This is a genomic window from Gardnerella sp. KA01002 (assembly GCF_049244015.1).
GTDB lineage: Bacteria > Actinomycetota > Actinomycetes > Actinomycetales > Bifidobacteriaceae > Bifidobacterium > Bifidobacterium vaginale.
Map to the genome: position 1 here is coordinate 244,708 of NZ_CP058365.1, position 16,189 is coordinate 260,896.

Annotated in this window: 14 protein-coding genes; 8 read left to right on the forward strand and 6 right to left on the reverse strand. The window is 40.0% G+C overall.

Annotated elements, in window-relative coordinates; all coding sequences use genetic code 11:
* Positions 1-13 precede the first annotated feature (13 nt).
* From HXT60_RS00905 to HXT60_RS00935, 7 genes are all read left to right on the forward strand, one after another.
* Complete coding sequence (locus HXT60_RS00905; RefSeq protein WP_004112038.1) at positions 14-1,558, forward strand: sugar ABC transporter ATP-binding protein; 1,545 nt, start codon at positions 14-16, stop codon at positions 1,556-1,558.
* A gap of 7 nt (positions 1,559-1,565) precedes the next feature.
* Positions 1,566-2,786, forward strand: a complete 1,221-nt coding sequence (mmsB, locus tag HXT60_RS00910) for a multiple monosaccharide ABC transporter permease (protein ID WP_004112039.1) — start codon at positions 1,566-1,568, stop codon at positions 2,784-2,786.
* 137 nt (positions 2,787-2,923) lie between these two features.
* Positions 2,924-3,154, forward strand: a complete 231-nt coding sequence (locus HXT60_RS00915; protein ID WP_004115879.1) for a CDP-diacylglycerol--glycerol-3-phosphate 3-phosphatidyltransferase — start codon at positions 2,924-2,926, stop codon at positions 3,152-3,154.
* Positions 3,155-3,227: 73 nt separating this feature from the next.
* The gene (locus tag HXT60_RS00920; protein WP_048730880.1) at positions 3,228-4,841 is read left to right on the forward strand and encodes a xylulokinase; all 1,614 of its coding nucleotides are present in this window, start codon (positions 3,228-3,230) and stop codon (positions 4,839-4,841) included.
* 90 nt (positions 4,842-4,931) lie between these two features.
* Positions 4,932-5,624 (forward strand): L-ribulose-5-phosphate 4-epimerase, encoded by a 693-nt coding sequence (locus HXT60_RS00925; RefSeq protein ID WP_020760664.1) that lies wholly within the window; start codon positions 4,932-4,934, stop codon positions 5,622-5,624.
* A gap of 51 nt (positions 5,625-5,675) precedes the next feature.
* Positions 5,676-7,190 carry an L-arabinose isomerase gene (araA, locus tag HXT60_RS00930; RefSeq protein ID WP_020760665.1) on the forward strand — a complete coding sequence of 505 codons (1,515 nt, stop codon included), beginning with the start codon at positions 5,676-5,678 and terminating at the stop codon, positions 7,188-7,190.
* A gap of 93 nt (positions 7,191-7,283) precedes the next feature.
* The gene (locus tag HXT60_RS00935) at positions 7,284-8,144 is read left to right on the forward strand and encodes an aldo/keto reductase (RefSeq protein WP_048730883.1); all 861 of its coding nucleotides are present in this window, start codon (positions 7,284-7,286) and stop codon (positions 8,142-8,144) included.
* A 451-nt stretch (positions 8,145-8,595) separates the two neighbouring features.
* Here the strand turns inward: HXT60_RS00935 and HXT60_RS00940 are convergent, their stop codons facing one another.
* From HXT60_RS00940 to HXT60_RS00950, 3 genes are all read right to left on the reverse strand, one after another.
* Complete coding sequence (locus HXT60_RS00940; RefSeq protein ID WP_004117001.1) at positions 8,596-9,420, reverse strand: amino acid ABC transporter ATP-binding protein; 825 nt, start codon at positions 9,418-9,420, stop codon at positions 8,596-8,598.
* The gene (locus HXT60_RS00945) at positions 9,420-10,313 is read right to left on the reverse strand and encodes an amino acid ABC transporter permease (RefSeq protein ID WP_421791191.1); all 894 of its coding nucleotides are present in this window, start codon (positions 10,311-10,313) and stop codon (positions 9,420-9,422) included. Before HXT60_RS00945 ends, HXT60_RS00940 begins: the two co-directional genes overlap by 1 nt.
* Positions 10,314-10,466: 153 nt before the next feature.
* A complete protein-coding gene (locus HXT60_RS00950; RefSeq protein WP_048730885.1) occupies positions 10,467-11,336 on the reverse strand; it encodes an ABC transporter substrate-binding protein in 870 nt (289 codons plus the stop codon).
* Positions 11,337-11,602: 266 nt separating this feature from the next.
* On the opposite strand from HXT60_RS00950, the gene HXT60_RS00955 reads away from it, so the two are divergent.
* The gene (locus tag HXT60_RS00955) at positions 11,603-12,493 is read left to right on the forward strand and encodes a 5'-methylthioadenosine/S-adenosylhomocysteine nucleosidase (protein ID WP_004575065.1); all 891 of its coding nucleotides are present in this window, start codon (positions 11,603-11,605) and stop codon (positions 12,491-12,493) included.
* Positions 12,494-12,505: 12 nt separating this feature from the next.
* Here HXT60_RS00955 and HXT60_RS00960 read toward each other — a convergent pair whose 3' ends face one another.
* The 3 genes from HXT60_RS00960 to HXT60_RS00970 form a co-directional block, all read right to left on the reverse strand.
* On the reverse strand, positions 12,506-13,054 hold the full coding sequence (locus HXT60_RS00960) for a cupin domain-containing protein (RefSeq protein WP_004575034.1): 549 nt from the start codon (positions 13,052-13,054) through the stop codon (positions 12,506-12,508).
* Positions 13,055-13,131: 77 nt separating this feature from the next.
* Positions 13,132-14,553: an amidohydrolase family protein gene (locus HXT60_RS00965; RefSeq protein WP_004116990.1), complete on the reverse strand. Its 1,422-nt coding sequence runs from the start codon at positions 14,551-14,553 to the stop codon at positions 13,132-13,134.
* Between the two features lie 92 nt (positions 14,554-14,645).
* Complete coding sequence (locus HXT60_RS00970) at positions 14,646-16,160, reverse strand: adenosylhomocysteinase (protein ID WP_285059352.1); 1,515 nt, start codon at positions 16,158-16,160, stop codon at positions 14,646-14,648.
* Positions 16,161-16,189: the final 29 nt, after the last annotated feature.

The window sequence follows — 16,189 nt, forward strand, 5'->3', positions numbered from 1 at the left end:
TTGGAAGTAGATGATGTCGCATAAAGACACGATATTGAGTATGCAGCACATCACAAAAACGTTTGGTTCACTAAAAGCTCTTACTGATGTTAATCTTTCGGTTGATCGCGGTGAAATTCATGCAATTTGCGGCGAAAATGGTGCTGGTAAATCTACGTTAATGAATGTGCTATCAGGTGTTTATCCTTACGGATCTTACACGGGAAAGATTATATTTAACGGAAAAGAGTGTAAATATAGTAATATTAAAAATTCAGAACGTGATGGAATTGTTATTATTCATCAGGAGCTGACTTTAAATCCATTTCTTTCAATTTCTGAAAATATTTTCATGGGAAATGAATGCTCCAAAAATGGAGTAATTGATTGGAGTGAAACTCGCGCTAAAGCTGCAGAACTTCTTGAACGTGTTGGTTTGCCAGAAGATCCAGATACAAAGATTATGGATATTGGTGTTGGTAAACAGCAGCTTGTAGAGATTGCTAAGGCTTTGTCTAAAAATGTAAAGTTGCTGATTCTTGATGAACCAACTGCAGCATTAAATGATGAGGACTCTGCGCATTTACTACAGCTTGTTCGTCAATTAAGAGATGAACATGGCGTTACAAGCATTATAATTACGCACAAGCTTAATGAAGTTGCTGTAATAGCAGATAACGTTACTATCATTCGTGACGGATCGACAGTTGGTGAAATGTATATTACACCAGAAACGCCATTAGATTACGATGAATTAATTCGTAAAATGGTAGGTAGAGAATTAACCAATCTGTATCCTAAGCACGAAACAAATCAATCTGGTGAAGAATATCTTCGTATAACCAATTGGACAGTTCATCATCCAATGGATAATAGCCGAATAATAGTCGATAATGCTAATTTGTATGTTCGTTCTGGCGAAATTATTGGATTGGCTGGATTGATGGGTGCTGGAAGAACCGAATTGGCCATGAGTGTTTTTGGACGCTCATATGGCTCCAATATAACTGGTGATCTTTATATTAAAGGTAAAAAAGTCGAATTGCGCAATGTGCAAGAAGCAATTAATGCTGGTTTGGCTTATGCTACAGAAGATCGTAAAGGTTATGGTTTAAATCTTTTGCAGAATATTCGCGAAAATTCATCTATTGCTTCATTGTCAAAAATGAGCAAATTAGGTGTTGTTGATGGAAACATTGAGCGAAAAGAAGTTGATGCATATCGAGAGAACTTTAATATAAAATGTCAAAACATTGATGTGCAAGTTTCTACGCTTTCTGGCGGAAATCAGCAAAAGGTTGTATTGGCAAAATGGGTTCTTTCTGATCCAGACATACTCATTCTCGATGAGCCAACTCGTGGTATAGATGTTGGTGCAAAGTATGAAATTTATGAAATCATCGATAAGCTTGCCGATCAAGGTAAAGCTGTTGTAGTTATTTCTTCTGAACTACCAGAATTAATTGGTATATGCGATCGTATTTATACCGTAAGTCAAGGCATTATTACTGATGATGTTAATAAGAATGGGTTTACCCAAGAATATCTGATGAAATGCATGACTAAGGAAAGGAATTAGCGTTATCATGAGCAAAAACAGATTAGCCCAAGATACGAAGGGTGAACAAAAATCAAGTATTCTTTCGACAATTACCGATAATGCAAGACAATATGGAATCGTTGGAGCTTTAATCGTTATTGTCGTTGTGTTCCAAATACTTACAAAAGGTGTTCTTTTAACTCCTAACAGTTTTGTTTCTTTAATTCAGCAGAATGCATATGTGATTATCTTGGCAATAGGCATGGTGATGGTGATTATTGCTACACACATTGATCTTTCTGTAGGATCTTTAGTTGCATTTATTGGTGGTGTTTGTGCACTGTTGATGGAACGTTATGGTGTTAATTGGGTATTAGCGATTGCTATATCAATTGTTGTTGGTTTACTTATTGGTTGCTGGCACGGTTTCTGGGTGGCTCGAATGGAGATTCCTGGATTCATCACCACTCTTGCAGGTATGCTGATCTTCCGCGGTTTATCTACGGTTATAGTTGGCGAATCTGTGCCTATCACTTCAGACGCGTTCCGTGGAATTGCTCGTAACTATCTTCCTAATATTCTCGGTTGGTGGGGTCCGTTTGATGGTCTTACGATTGTTCTTGGTCTTATGTGCATCGCTTTGTTTGCTTGGAGCCAAATTAATAAGCGTAAGCATGTAGAAAAAGTTGGATTAGTCCCAGAACCACTATCGATTACTGTATGCAAGATCGTATTTGCTGCTCTTGCAATCATATTTGTAACATATTTGTTAGCATCCTCTGGCAATTCCGAGATGGGTGGAACTCCAATTATGTTGGTGATTGTTGCGATTTTGGTAGTTGCATACAACTTTATTCTTACAAAGACAGTTTTTGGACGTCACATATATGCTGTTGGAGGTAACCGTAAAGCTGCAATACTTTCTGGTATTGATGTTAAGCGTGTAGATTTCTGCTTGTTTGTTCATATGGGATTCTTGTCTGCTATTGCTGCTGTGGCTATGCTTTCTCGTCTGGCATCTGCTACTGCACAAGCTGGTATGGAATTTGAAATGGATGCAATTGCATCCTGCTTCATCGGTGGCACTGCTGTAACTGGTGGTGTTGGAACTATACCTGGAGCCGTTGTTGGTGCTTTTGTTATGGGAGTAATCAATCAAGGCTTGTCTATCATGGGCGTTGACACTGCAATTGTGAAGACAATTAAGGGTCTTGTGTTACTCGCTGCAGTGGCTGTTGACATAATGAGCAAGCGTCGTAAGCGCTAAAAATGCCGTATATATTGGGCGTGCGCTTCAGATATTACACAAGCGTTGTGAACGAAAAAGTGTACGCCCAGTTTTGTTAGTTATTAACAGATATTAACAGGTGTTAATCAGAATAAAAGAACAATAAGGAGGAATATATGCCAAAAAAATATATTCAAAAGACTAGAATGTACGCGCTAACTACCTTTTTTATGTCGATTTGGTTATTCCAGTCTTTATATGGTTCTTATAAATCTGGTGATTTATTCGCTTGGTACACTCTTATTTTTTCATTGTGCTTATTAATTGTAATCGGCTATTGCGGTTACAACGCTTTTAAAGGATTCAGTCAAGAGCGTAAAGATAAGAGCGAGGATTCTAAAAAGTAATAAATGATTGGGTATTCAAGATTTTCTACATATTTGAATAAATGAATCTTATAAAAGCATGCAAAGGAGCATCATGTGTGATATTTCGAGCGTATCATCTAATAAAAAAGATATTATTAATGCAAACACATATCTTGGTATTGAGTTGGGTTCAACTAGAATTAAAGGTGCTTTAATTAATGGACAATATCAAGTTATTGCAGAAGGATCTTATAAGTGGGAAAACAAACTAGAAAATGGTTTGTGGACCTATGATCTATCTGATGCTTGGCATGGAATACAATCTGTTTTTTCTCAGATAAGTAATCAAATTAATAAAGATTACCAATTGCGTTTAAATAATATTGGCGGCATTGGTATTTCAGCAATGATGCATGGTTATTTAGCCTTTGATAATAGAAATAAGTTGCTTGTGCCATTTAGGACTTGGAGAAATACCAATACGCATGATGCTCACAGAATTCTTTCTAACGAATTAAGTCTTAATATACCAGAACGCTGGTCGATAGCTCACTTGTATCAATGTGCGCTTGACAAAGAAGAGCACGTACATAATGTAGCATTCTTTACTACGCTATCTGGCTATATTCATTGGAAGCTTACTGGCAAAAAAGTATTAGGATTGTCGGATGCTTCTGGAATGTTTCCTATGGATTCAAACAGTTTAAGCTGGGATGAGAATGCGCTAAATAAAATTGAGAATCTTCCTGAAATATCTAATCAGCCTTGGAATTTGAAGGATATTTTACCTACACCGCTTTCCGCTGGAGAATTTGCTGGTCGATTGACAGTTGATGGTGCTTCTCTTCTTGACCCTAGTGGCATTTTGAATCCAGGAATACCATTTGTTCCTCCTGAAGGAGATGCGGCAACCGGTATGGTTGCAACCAATACATTAAAGCCTGGTACTGGTAATGTTTCGGCTGGGACATCTATTTTTGCAACTGTTGTTTTAAAGCGCCCTTTGTCAAAAGCTCATAAAGAGTTAGATATAGTTATGACTCCAGATGGTCATTTATCTGCAATGAGTCATGCTAATAATTTCACTACAGATTTAAATGCTTGGGTTAATTTATTTGCTCAATTTGCAGATGCAATAAGAAAACCAATATCAATGGATTTGTTATATACAAGCCTGTTTAATTCTGCTGTTGATAATGGAACTGAATTTGATGCTGGAGGAAATATTAACTACTGTTTTTCTTCTGGAGAGTTTCAAGCAGGTTTGGAAGAAGGACGATTTGTATTTGCTCGCGGTCCGCAAGCAAAACTTTCACTCGGAAACTTTATGCGTGCTCAACTATATGGAGCATTTTGTCCAGTGACTATTGGAATGAATGTTTTAACAAAAGAAGAGCATGTTGAAATTGATTCATTGCTTGGTCATGGTGGTATTTTTGCCACCCCTGAAGTTTCTCAGCGTATTGCTTCGGCGGCGTTTGGTGTTCCAGTAACCACTATGCCTACGGCTTCTGAAGGCGGATCGTGGGGAATGGCGATTTTAGCATCATATATTAGGCGAAAAAATATAACATTAATAGACTTTTTGCAAAATGAAGTATTTGCTCATGTGAATTCAGTTACCGTTTTCCCTCGTAAGGATGACGTGGAAGGATTCCAGAGATATTTTGAGCAATTTATGAGGTCATTGCCAATAGAACATGCAGCAATAACTACGATGCCGTAAAAATATTGTGCAAAAGATTGCTTAAGCAAGACTAAAAATAGTGTTTTCTCATCATATTTTTAAAAAATTTATTAGAAAGAAATAGTAATTATGAAAACTTTAAAAGATTATTCACAAGAAACTCAATCTGAGGTAAAACAGGTACGCGAATTAGTATCCAATTTGCATGATCAACTTATTAAATGGAATTTAGTTGTGTGGACTGCGGGAAATGTTTCTCAACGTTTGCATACTGCTGATTTAATGGTTATTAAGCCTTCTGGAGTACGATACGAAAGACTAACTCCTGAATCAATGATTGTTTGTGATCTAGATGGGAATGTTGTTGATGGATCCTATTCTCCAAGTTCTGACACAGCTTCGCATGCTTATATTTATAGAAATATGCCTGAAGTATTTGGAGTAGTACACACTCATTCGACTTATGCTACTGCTTGGGCTGCTATTGGAGAAAATATACCGTGTGGATTAACAATGATGGGAGATGAGTTTGGCGGTCCTGTTCCAGTTGGACCATTCAGGTTGATTGGCAGTGAGGCCATTGGGCAAGGCGTTGTTGAAACATTACGCAAATATCCTAAGTCGCCAGCGGTTTTGATGCAAAATCACGGTCCTTTCGTAATTGGAAAAGATGCAGAAAGTGCTGTGAAAGCTGCTGCTATGACAGAAGAAGTAGCCAAAACAATGTGGGCTGCTAGGCAAATAGGGAAAATAATCGATATAAAGAAAGAAGATATCAATTCTCTTAATAAACGATATCAAAATGTTTATGGACAAAACTAATAAAAAATAATCTAAAAACAATTACATATATAAGTCTTATAGGAGTAAATAATGGCTATGGAAAATCCTTTTGAGAACAAAGAAGTGTGGTTTGCTGTAGGTTCGCAAGAACTATATGGTCCAGAAACACTAGAACAAGTGGCAAAACAAGCTGGCGAAATCGTAGATTATTTAAATAATCAACATTCGATACCTGTGAAAATTATTTTGAAACCAACCTTAAAATCATCTGACGCTGTGCGTAATTTTATGGTTGATGCGTCTTCAAAAGAATCTTGTATAGGCGTGATCGCTTGGATGCACACGTTCTCGCCAGCAAAAATGTGGATTCGCGGATTAGAACTATTGCGTAAACCTTTGCTTCAGTTGAATACCCAGTATCATCGTGAAATACCTTGGGAAAGTATTGATATGGATTTTATGAATTTAAATCAAGCTGCTCATGGAGATAGAGAATTCGGTTATATTGTTTCTAGACTTGGTATTAGAAGAAAAATAGTTGTTGGTCATTATACGAATCCAGAAGTTTCGGATCGCATAAATACTTGGGTTCGTGCGTGTTTAGGCTGGTGGGCGTCTAACAATATGAACGTTATGCGTTGGGGAGATAATATGCGTAACGTTGCTGTTACTGAAGGAGATAAAACTGAAGCTGAGAAAATCTTTGGTGCATCTATTAATACTTGGTCTGTAAACGAATTAAATTCATATGTTAATCGTGCTACAGATAAGCAAGCTAAAGATTTGATAGAAGATTATAAAAATAAATACAATATTGATCCAGAATTATTAAATCAAAAATATGATTCTCTGTTAATTGCAGCTAAGCAGGAAGTTGGAATGGTATCCATGATGCGTGATTATGATGCTACTGCTGCAGTAGATAATTTTGAAGATCTTGGTGGTCTTTCCCAACTTCCAGGAGTTGCTGCTCAACGTTTTCCTTCCGAATATGGATGGGGTTTCTCGGCAGAAGGGGATTGGAAAACCGCAATATTGGTTCGTTTGGGATTAGTTATGGGGTATGGTCTTGAAGGTGGAGCTTCTCTTATGGAAGATTACTCGTATCATTTTGAGCCAGATAACGAAATGATATTAGGATCACATATGTTAGAAGTTTCGCCTTCTATTGGAAGTATTCAAAAACCTCGTCTTGCTATATATCCATTGGGTATTGGAGGAAAATCAGATCCTGTTAGACTCGTGTTTACTGCTGCTCCTAAAAAGGATGCTGTTGTGGTTTCTCTTGCGGATATGTGCAGTAGATTTAGACTTTTAATGAATATTGTCGATGTTGTAGAGCCGTCTGGAAGCCTAAAGAATTTGCCTTGCGCTCGCGCCATGTGGAAACCGCAGCCAAGTCTATCTTTGTCTGCGCAATGCTGGTTATTAGCTGGTGGATCCCATCATACTTGTATGACAACGTCAATTGGTAGAGAAGTTTGGGAAGATTTTGCGCGTATCTCTGGTGTCGAACTAGCTGTGATTGATAAAAACACTAATACCCAAGATTTTGAGCGCAATCTACAGATTTCTCAAATGTATTACAAGCTTAATGTTAAGTAATATTGGCATTATTACGTCTCTAGTGATGAGTGTTTGTTGTGTTATTATTTCCTTTGAAAATAATGGTCAATTTTATAGCGAAGGGGTGCTTTAATGAATGAAAATATGCACATTGTGCCTAACATTTTATTATCGGATGGCAATTCTATACCACAAGTTGGTTTAGGTGTACTTCGAGTTGATAAAGTAAGTATGCATGATGTTGTAGAAAGCGCTCTTTCGTTAGGATACAGACATATTGATGCTGCAGCTGGATATAACAATGAGAATGAGCTAGGTGAAGTATTGCGCGAAACTGGTTTTAATACTGGCGAATTGCGAGAAAACCTATGGGTGACTACAAAAGTTAGAGATTCACAGCAGGGGTATGACAGTACTTTGAAGGCTTTTGATTCTCAACTTGCGGATCTTTGCTTGAACTATGTGGATATGTATATGATTCATTGGCCTACACCATTTAATTGGCGTTCTGCAGAAACATGGAAAGCATTTGTTAAGTTGAAAGAGGAAGGTAGGGTACGTTCGCTTGGTGTGTGTAACTTTATGCCTTCTGATTTGCAGCGTTTATATGATGAAGTTGGTCAGTGGCCTCAAGTAAATCAGATTGAATTGCATCCGAGCTGGCAGCAGTCTAATGTAGTTGATTTTTGCAAGAAGCATAATATTGCTATTGAAGCGTATTCTCCATTGGCGCGCGGACGTGATTTGAATATCGGCGATGGTGTTTTGGAAACTATTGCTAAGAATCATGATGTTACTTGTGCTCAGGTGATTTTGCGCTGGCATATTGAGCATGGATACATTATCATACCTAAATCTGTTTCAGAAAATAGGCAACGTGAAAATATTAATGTTTTTGGATTTAGTCTTAAGGATGATGAAATACGTGCAATAGATGATTTGAACACTAATGAGCGAATGGGGCATGACCCTGCAACGTTTAGTTATGCATGATTGTGTGGCGTTTGTTTTATTTGTATTTGTGAAGGGGTTATATATGTGACTTATTGATTCCTTGTCATCGAGGCTACGAGTGATTAATGGTGGACAGTATAAGTGAACAAAAAATTTTCGTAGCTTTCTCCTATAGAGCGGCATGAAGTTTGTGTTTTACATGATCTTCATGCCGCTTTGCCCGTGTTTGTTTCCAAAATCGCCAAATACGTAAACAATCTCGGGAAAATCGCTCGCGCGTTACAGCGCACTCACGTCTTCGCCGCACGTAAAGTCCACTGGACTTTACGTTTGAGCGGCTCAGCGCTCCGAATTGCCTTCGCGCGCTATGCTTTGAGCGCGAAGGCAGGTCTCACGCCCGTGTTTGTAGTCAGATTTGCTTAAAAAGGGAACAAACGCGGGAATGGGGTTACGCTTATGTGAGCGCAATTACTGCGTAGTTCACAAAAAATCAATGTCGGAAAGACTTAAAGAAGTTTTGCGTTTCTGGGTCACTGCAAGCATCCATAACTTCGTATGGTGTGCCATTTTCTGCAACAACGCCGTTTCGCAGCAAAACCACTCTATCGGCAGCTTCGTGCGCAAAATGCATCTCGTGAGTGGCCATTAGAATCGTGGTTCCTTGCTCTTTTAGTTCCGCAACCATGTCTAGAACTTCGCCAACAAGCATTGGGTCTAGCGCGGAAGTAATCTCGTCTAAAAGCAAAAGTTGTGGGCTTGTCATAAGCGCGCGTGCAATAGCCACTCGTTGTTGCTGTCCGCCCGAAAGCTGATCCGGATAAGACTTTGCTTTATTTTCTAGCTTAATCCTAGATAGAAGCTCCATTGCGCGGCTTTCTGCACGGTCTTTGCTCCAATGATGAACTTTTCGCGCAGCAAGAGTCACATTATCTAAAACGCTCATATGCGTAAAAAGATTGAATTGCTGGAACACAACTCCGATTTGAGATCTAATTTGATCCTGATTTATACGAGGATCTGTAATATCTGTGTTTCCAAGCCAAACTTGACCGTCGTCTACTCGCTCAAGCAGATTAATGCACTTCATAAGAGTGGATTTTCCGCTTCCAGAAGGTCCTAAAAGAGCCACCACTTCGTGAGGCGCAATATCAAAAGAAATGCCTTTAAGAACAGGTGTTGAGTTATACGATTTGCGAATATTGCTTAAACGCAAAACTGGGGTTGAATCCGTGTAATCACTTGTATTCGTTTGATCACTTGTGTTTGTGTAATCGCTCATTTGCTGACTTACCTTCTGGTTTGTTAAGTTATTCATCACACGGTTCCTCCGTTTAGCTCGCGTTTGCGCAGCCTTGCCGTATACCAATCGTTTAGAACAATAAACGGAATGCTCAGCGCTATAAACACAACGCTTGCTACAACGTATGGAGTGAAGTTATAAGAAGTTGCAACAGATATTTGCGCGGCTCGAACAGCGTCTACAGCGCCCAAAACCGATATAAGTCCTGCATCTTTTTGCATAGATATAAAGTCGTTCATTAAAGCAGGAGCCACTTTTCTTAAGCCAAGAGGAATTACCACTAATTGCACAGTTTGACCAGATGTTAAGCCAAGTGATCTTGCGGACGCTCGCATAGACGGATGCACGTCTTCAAATCCTGCGCGCAATACCTCTCCAACGTATGCGGAGTAGCTCATAACAATGGCGATTGTACCGAGTATTGCTGGTGGGATTCGCCCAAAAAGCTGTAATCCTGGTATGCCAAAGCCGATTAAGTAAAGCACAACAAGCATTGGTATGCCGCGCATAATAGTTGTGTAGAATTGCGCTATAGCTCGCAAAGGGAAAAGCATTGGGCTTACGCTTGTACGAATAACTGCGATTAAAGTTCCAAGTATTGCTACTCCAATAACAGCGAAAACAAGCACCTGCAGATTAAGCATTAAGCCTTGCAAAACGGATGGCAAAGATAACATAAAGTACTTGCCAGAAAAGAACGTTTCGCGCACTCTTGGCCAACCAGGGCTCATTGCAAGTGCCGCAACGCACACGCCAAGTAATACTAAAGTGCTTATTATGCTTGTTAAAACTGATTTAAGATTTTGCTTTTTGCGGATTGACCTACGCTCAAGCTCGATATTGCTTAAAGCGTATTCTCCAGCGTTGTTTGATTCACTGTTTAATGCATTGCCGTTAAGTACTGTCATTGGCGGCACTCAAGCCTTTCGACATAATGAATGATACGCACTATTGTAAGCACTTTTATGTGACGATTGGGTTACAAGTTGCTTACAATAATGCGTATTGGTAATGACGTTAGTACGATTTTTATTTATTTTTATTTATTTTTGGTTTAGTTTTTACTTAAGAACTGGCAGATTAGTCGTGTACTCTGCAAGCCACTTTTCTTGGAGCTTCTTCAAAGTACCATCTTTTTCTAGCGCATTCACAGCCTTAGTGACGTCTGCAGTAAGCTTAGAGCCTTTTGGAAGTACCAATCCAGTTCCTTCCTTATCTTCCGATCCTGCAATCTGTCCAAGAACAACACCTTCTTTAACCTGCTTGCTGCGCACAATGTTTACGGAAGATGGAGTATCTATAACAAGTGCGTCAATCTGCTTAGAATCAAGAGCCTGAACCAAAGCGTCATTATCGTTAAAGGTTTGAATATCGCTCTTAATCTTGTCTTTAGCAAAGCTGTAGCTTGTTGTTCCAACCATTGCGCCAATTGTAGCGGTTTTAAGGTCTGCTAAGGTCTTTGCGTTAGCAAACTTGCTATCTTTTTTGACCACAACACCCTGAGTTGCGTTGTAGTAACTTGGCGAAAAGTCTACTGCCTTCTTGCGTTCCTCCGTAATAGAGAACTGTTGAAGGTTAAAATCAAAGTCTTTTGGTCCTGGGGTTACTGCGGAGTCGAAGGTTGTGCGAACCCACTTTACTTTGTCTTTATCGTATCCGAGTTTCTTTGCAACAGCGTATGCTACTGCAGATTCGTAACCCTTGCCGTTTTCTGGCTTGTTATCGTACATCCAAGGTGTGTAAGTTGGCTGAGCTGTGCCGATTGTCAAAACGCCTGGAGTAATCGTCTTTTGGTTTGTATCTTGTGCGTTTTGGCTGCCGCATGCTGCTGTGCTAACCATTGCTGCCATTGCTAATGCTGCTGCTGCAATTTTTGCAGCAGCGACTGCTACGCGGTTGGTGTGCAAGTTGTTGTGTACGAAAATAGCCATTTTTTCTCCTTGTTTTTGCTAAAACCTTAAGATTTTTCGCTTATTCGTTTTTTAAGCGATTTAAGTAGGTTTTGCGGCCGTACATTTGATAGTTTATAAGACGATAGACGCATTTAAGGCTTAATTGTTACAGAATTGTTATCGCGATTGTTTATAACGCGCTATATTTTGTTGATTTAATACGTAGTTTTGTGGTGATTAGACTTAAGTCGTAGTATGTGAAGTGTCAGTTACATACGGTGTGTTGATTTTTTGAGGAGTATTTCATGTTAAATAATTTTGAACATAGCGCGGCTGACGATTTTTCTGAAAGTTCTAAAGATTTTAGTCATCTTTCAAAACTTGCTGTTATAGTTGCACTTCAAAAAGAAGCTCAGCCTATTCTTCAAGCATTTTGTGGGGATTATAAAACTTGGGATTCGTATGGGGTTACTTTTATTCAGGGCAAAATCGCTTCTAATAGCAAAGGCGAAAATCCTACTCTTACAATATGTGTTGCTGGAATGGGAAAGTGCGCTGCCGCAGCTGCAGCTCAAGCGTTGATAATCGAATCCAATCCACAAGTGTTGATTTTTAGCGGAATCGCAGGTGCTTTAAATCCGCGTCTTAATGTTGGAGATATTGTTATAGGCAAGAAACTTCACTATTTAGAAACAAATACGCAAATTATTGCAGAGTGTGCTCCGTACAAATCTGTTTTTGAATCAGATCCAAAATTATGCGATTTAGCTGCTAAAGAGGCGCAATTATTAGGATTTAGGCTTGAGAAGTCTTTGGAGGAATCCTCTTCGGTTGCTGGCGACTTATCCTCGGACTTTAAGCAAAGCGCGTCTAATGAAAATAGCGTGTCTAACGAAAATTCAAACAACGTTGCTTATTTGTGTGGAAACATAGCAACAAGCGACCAATTTAACACAGATCCTAATATTTTAGACGCTGTGCGAGCAACGGTTTTTGGTGATTGCGAAGAGATGGAAGGCGCTGCTGCTGCACATATTGCGGCTAAAAACGGTGTTCCATTCCTTGCGATTCGCTCAATGAGCAACCGTTGTGGAGAATCATACGAATCTGTGGACTCGCATAAGGATGATTTAGTTCTTGCAGCTAATCAAGCAGGATCGTTAACTTTGCGTGTTTTGAAGGCGCTTGTTAAATAACTGCAGACTAGTTTACTTATTTGAATCGTTTTGTTCTGCTAAATCAAATCCGCTGAAAGTAAACCCAGGGCTTACTACGCAAGAAACAAGAACATCGCCATCGCTTGGTATTGTTCTCTGCCATGTCCCAGCAGGAATTACAAGATGTCCGCGCGTGGATAAGCCATTGCATTCCTTAGTGTTTCCAAGAGTAAAACGCTGCAAATCTGCCTCATCACAAGGGGTTTGACCACATCCACCAAGTTCAATCGTAAGATTTGACGGTCCATGCCATAGCCAAATCTCGTCTGCATCAACTTTATGCCATGCGCTTGAATCGCCAGAAGGCAAAAGGAAGTAAATAAGAGAGGCCAATGGTCTTGGTGCGTCTGCGCCAGCGTTTTCGTCAATTTTCGTATTGTTTGTGCTCGCGTTTGAAGTATTTTCATTGTTGGTTGCGCTATATAGTTGCGCTGCTTGCCAGTCGCGGGTGTACCATCCGCCTTCTGGATGGGCTTCTAGCTGTAATTCTTTAACAAGATTTTTGGCGTAATCACTCATATTTTCTAAACTGACACTCATAATGCATGCTCCTTTTATTTTTCATATTTGCGTTAAATGTGTTCGTTAAACGTGTTCTTATCTGTGCTTGCATCAGATTATTGAGCAAAAGCACCATTATTGTATACAAGATTTCCAGAAATAACTGTTGCTTTTGCACTACCTGCACCGTGACGCACAAAATTGTGCAAAGTCTCTTCAACTCCTTGTGGCGAGCTTGTGTCTGTTGGAATATCAAAGAATGCAAGGTCGGCTGTTGCTCCAGCATTAATTTGACCAATTCTGTGCGGTCCTACGTGTAAGCCCATAACGCTTGCGCCGCCTAAAGTAAGCATGCGAATAATTCGATGTGTTAAATCATCTTTTCTATACCCTTGCGCTGTTGCTAAATCATAGACTTTTGCAGCGTCGTCTAAAACGTCTAAAGATGGGGAAGAAGATAGTGAATCCGTACCAATCGCAAGCAAGTTTCCTTCTTCCATGTAGTCGCGAATTGGCGCGTCTCTTTCCGTAACAGTAATGCGGTTGGATCTTGGGCACACTGCCACTCCCACTCCGCGTTGACGCAAAATTCTTCGGTCTTCGCCATCTGCCCAAACTCCGTGCGCAATATGTACGTCTGGTCCAAGGGATCCGAGCTGATCCAAAAACTGAATTGCGGAAGCTGTCATTCCATGTGCTTTAAGTTCGCTGTAGCTCGCCCAAACGTTAGCATTCCAATCTGGTGCGGAATACGTGGTGAGTGTATCGGCGTGATTTCCAGCCTCCATAGGTGTTTCTGCTAAGTGTATGTGCAAGCGCATGTTTAGCTGTCTTGCAATGTCTGGCAAATCCACAAAAGGTTCGGTTTCTAGACTGTAAGGTGCGTGTGGGCTAATTCCTATACTCGGCACTCTGCCGTTGTCCATCATGTGCCCAAGCATCTCGAGCAGCTTAGCGTAGCCTTCTTCCTTCCAGTCAACGTTTTTCCAGCCCATTACCTCCCAATAGGCTATCCCGTGCATGCCTTGGCTTGCAAGCGCTCCAACTGCTTCGATATCAGTTACAATGTCGGCAGCTGCAGTAGTGCCAGCTTCCACCATCATTCTTGCGCCTTCGTATGCAGAAGTTTTCCAAGTCATCAATGATGGGTTATGCTGTTTTTCTTCTTGTAATTTGTCATAAACAACATTGAATCCTTCTTCCCAGTCTCTAAAATTGCGGTATTCGCCGCGGCCTACGCTTGCCATATTAGTGTATTGCAAATGCGTGTGTGCGTTTATAAGACCTGGTGTCATAAGACCATGCCAATGTCGTTCGTTGTTAAACATTTTCCTATAGGAATCGTTTGACATTTCATCTTTTAGAATGTCTAGTACCCACTGTCTTGTTCCAACGTGTACAACGCGTCTATTTGATACTGCTACGGCTCCTTCGGGAATAATAGGACCTGTTACTGGAATAACCATTGCTGCACTGTATAAGGTGACTTCGCTAAGCGGCGTTGGGTGTGCAAGTGCGCGTATTGGATCTGTAAACATTGCTTTCCTTATGGAATTATCGTTTAACTAATTTTGCTTCTGTTACTCTATTATTGCTTAGATTTGTTATGATTTGGTTAATTGGATTTCATCTAAATATTTTCGTCTTCGGCAAATCTTGTTAAATCCCATCTATAACCATTATCTTTATTGGATTCGCTAGCACTATATCCGCGTTCTGCTAATGCAATACTTGCTATTTGATTATCGGAGCTTTCTGGCAATTGGTAAATTCCAGAATCAAGCCGATTTTTGTCGCTATTTTTCTTGTTTTTCCCATTGTGCTCTAGCAAATACGCTACTGCGCTTACTTGAACAGCAAAACTAAAGTCCATAATCTCAATAGGATTTCCACCGCCAGTAGTGTAATTTGTGCCGTCTCCTTCACTTATTAGTGTGATTTGCGGACCGCACGGAACTTGGATTTTTCTTTGTGAAGTTCCAACAACTGGCTTAAAATCAGGGATCTCGTCTAGTGCAATCTCGTTTGCAATTCCGCCAATAACAGCCAAAATCGCGTTTTCTTGCATGTTTTGCATGTGTTGCAATGTAATCGTGTGTCTAACGCCTGTTGCAGAAACAATCATATTGCTTTTTTTAACAACGCATTCAAGATTATGAGCTTCAAATCCATCGAAAACTGCGCGTAAGGATTGGACAGGATTTGTATCGCAAATCGTAACTTTTGCACCCAATGCGCGTATTCTTAATGCGAATCCGCGACCAACTGGACCGTATCCAACAACAGTTACTTTAGCGTTTTTAAAGCATTCGCTTCCAAGAATTTGCTGCATAGTAGTAACGCATGTTTCGCCAGTTCCATGACGATTGTCAAAATCGGTTTTTAGAGCGCTGTTATTTACTGCAATCACAGGGTAGTGCAAGTGTCCAGCTTTTTGCATTGCTTCAAAAGCGCGCACTCCACTAGTTGTTTCTTCTGCAACTCCTATTAGATTAGCTGCGATTTGCGGGCGTTCCAGGCTTGCTAGGCGCGCAAAACTTGCACCATCGTCGATTATTATGTCTGGCTGTATTTCGTCTAAGAGTTTTAGCGCACCTTCATGAGTTTGTTCAGGTGTCCAATCTCGGTTTGCTTGTACTAAAATGCCTTCTTTTTTAAGCTGATCTGCTACTCTCTGGTCAGTTTCGTCTGGACCACAAAAAACGCCAACAATCGCTCCGTGCGCGTGCAATTCTCTAAGCAATACAGCTGTTTTTGGTTCCAACACAAGACAAACAGCTATTCTAACGCCTTCTAAATTAAGACCACTTTCTTGTAAATTGTTAAGTAGAGTGCGCATTACTTGCATATGTTTTTGCGCGTAATCTATTGCGTCTTTTCCGCTTAAATTAGGCGCGTTAACCATAGTGTTTTCTATATTTTCGTAAGATTTAGTGGCATCAAAATCTGCGTATTGTTTACAAGTCGTAGGAATTATTCCCCAAGATTGCGCGTTCCGTAAGAATTTTTCCACATCACTATTTTGGTCACTATTTTTAGCATTCTCATTTTGAATATTGTTATCTCCAATAAACACGCGTGCCCCAGCAAGAGATTGGTTAGTTCTCTGCGAAGTAATAGCAACCCATTCGCTAAAATCAATCATATTAAACTCCTAAAAGCTCTTATATTTAT

Coding starts and splice junctions, on each gene's coding strand:
- HXT60_RS00905 (WP_004112038.1), top strand. CDS start 14: ATGTCGCATAAAGACACGATATTGAGTATGCAGCACATCACAAAAACG.
- mmsB (WP_004112039.1), top strand. CDS start 1,566: ATGAGCAAAAACAGATTAGCCCAAGATACGAAGGGTGAACAAAAATCA.
- HXT60_RS00915 (WP_004115879.1), top strand. CDS start 2,924: ATGCCAAAAAAATATATTCAAAAGACTAGAATGTACGCGCTAACTACC.
- HXT60_RS00920 (WP_048730880.1), top strand. CDS start 3,228: ATGTGTGATATTTCGAGCGTATCATCTAATAAAAAAGATATTATTAAT.
- HXT60_RS00925 (WP_020760664.1), top strand. CDS start 4,932: ATGAAAACTTTAAAAGATTATTCACAAGAAACTCAATCTGAGGTAAAA.
- araA (WP_020760665.1), top strand. CDS start 5,676: ATGGCTATGGAAAATCCTTTTGAGAACAAAGAAGTGTGGTTTGCTGTA.
- HXT60_RS00935 (WP_048730883.1), top strand. CDS start 7,284: ATGAATGAAAATATGCACATTGTGCCTAACATTTTATTATCGGATGGC.
- HXT60_RS00940 (WP_004117001.1), bottom strand. CDS start 9,420: ATGAATAACTTAACAAACCAGAAGGTAAGTCAGCAAATGAGCGATTAC.
- HXT60_RS00945 (WP_421791191.1), bottom strand. CDS start 10,313: ATGACAGTACTTAACGGCAATGCATTAAACAGTGAATCAAACAACGCT.
- HXT60_RS00950 (WP_048730885.1), bottom strand. CDS start 11,336: ATGGCTATTTTCGTACACAACAACTTGCACACCAACCGCGTAGCAGTC.
- HXT60_RS00955 (WP_004575065.1), top strand. CDS start 11,603: ATGTTAAATAATTTTGAACATAGCGCGGCTGACGATTTTTCTGAAAGT.
- HXT60_RS00960 (WP_004575034.1), bottom strand. CDS start 13,054: ATGAGTGTCAGTTTAGAAAATATGAGTGATTACGCCAAAAATCTTGTT.
- HXT60_RS00965 (WP_004116990.1), bottom strand. CDS start 14,553: ATGTTTACAGATCCAATACGCGCACTTGCACACCCAACGCCGCTTAGC.
- HXT60_RS00970 (WP_285059352.1), bottom strand. CDS start 16,160: ATGATTGATTTTAGCGAATGGGTTGCTATTACTTCGCAGAGAACTAAC.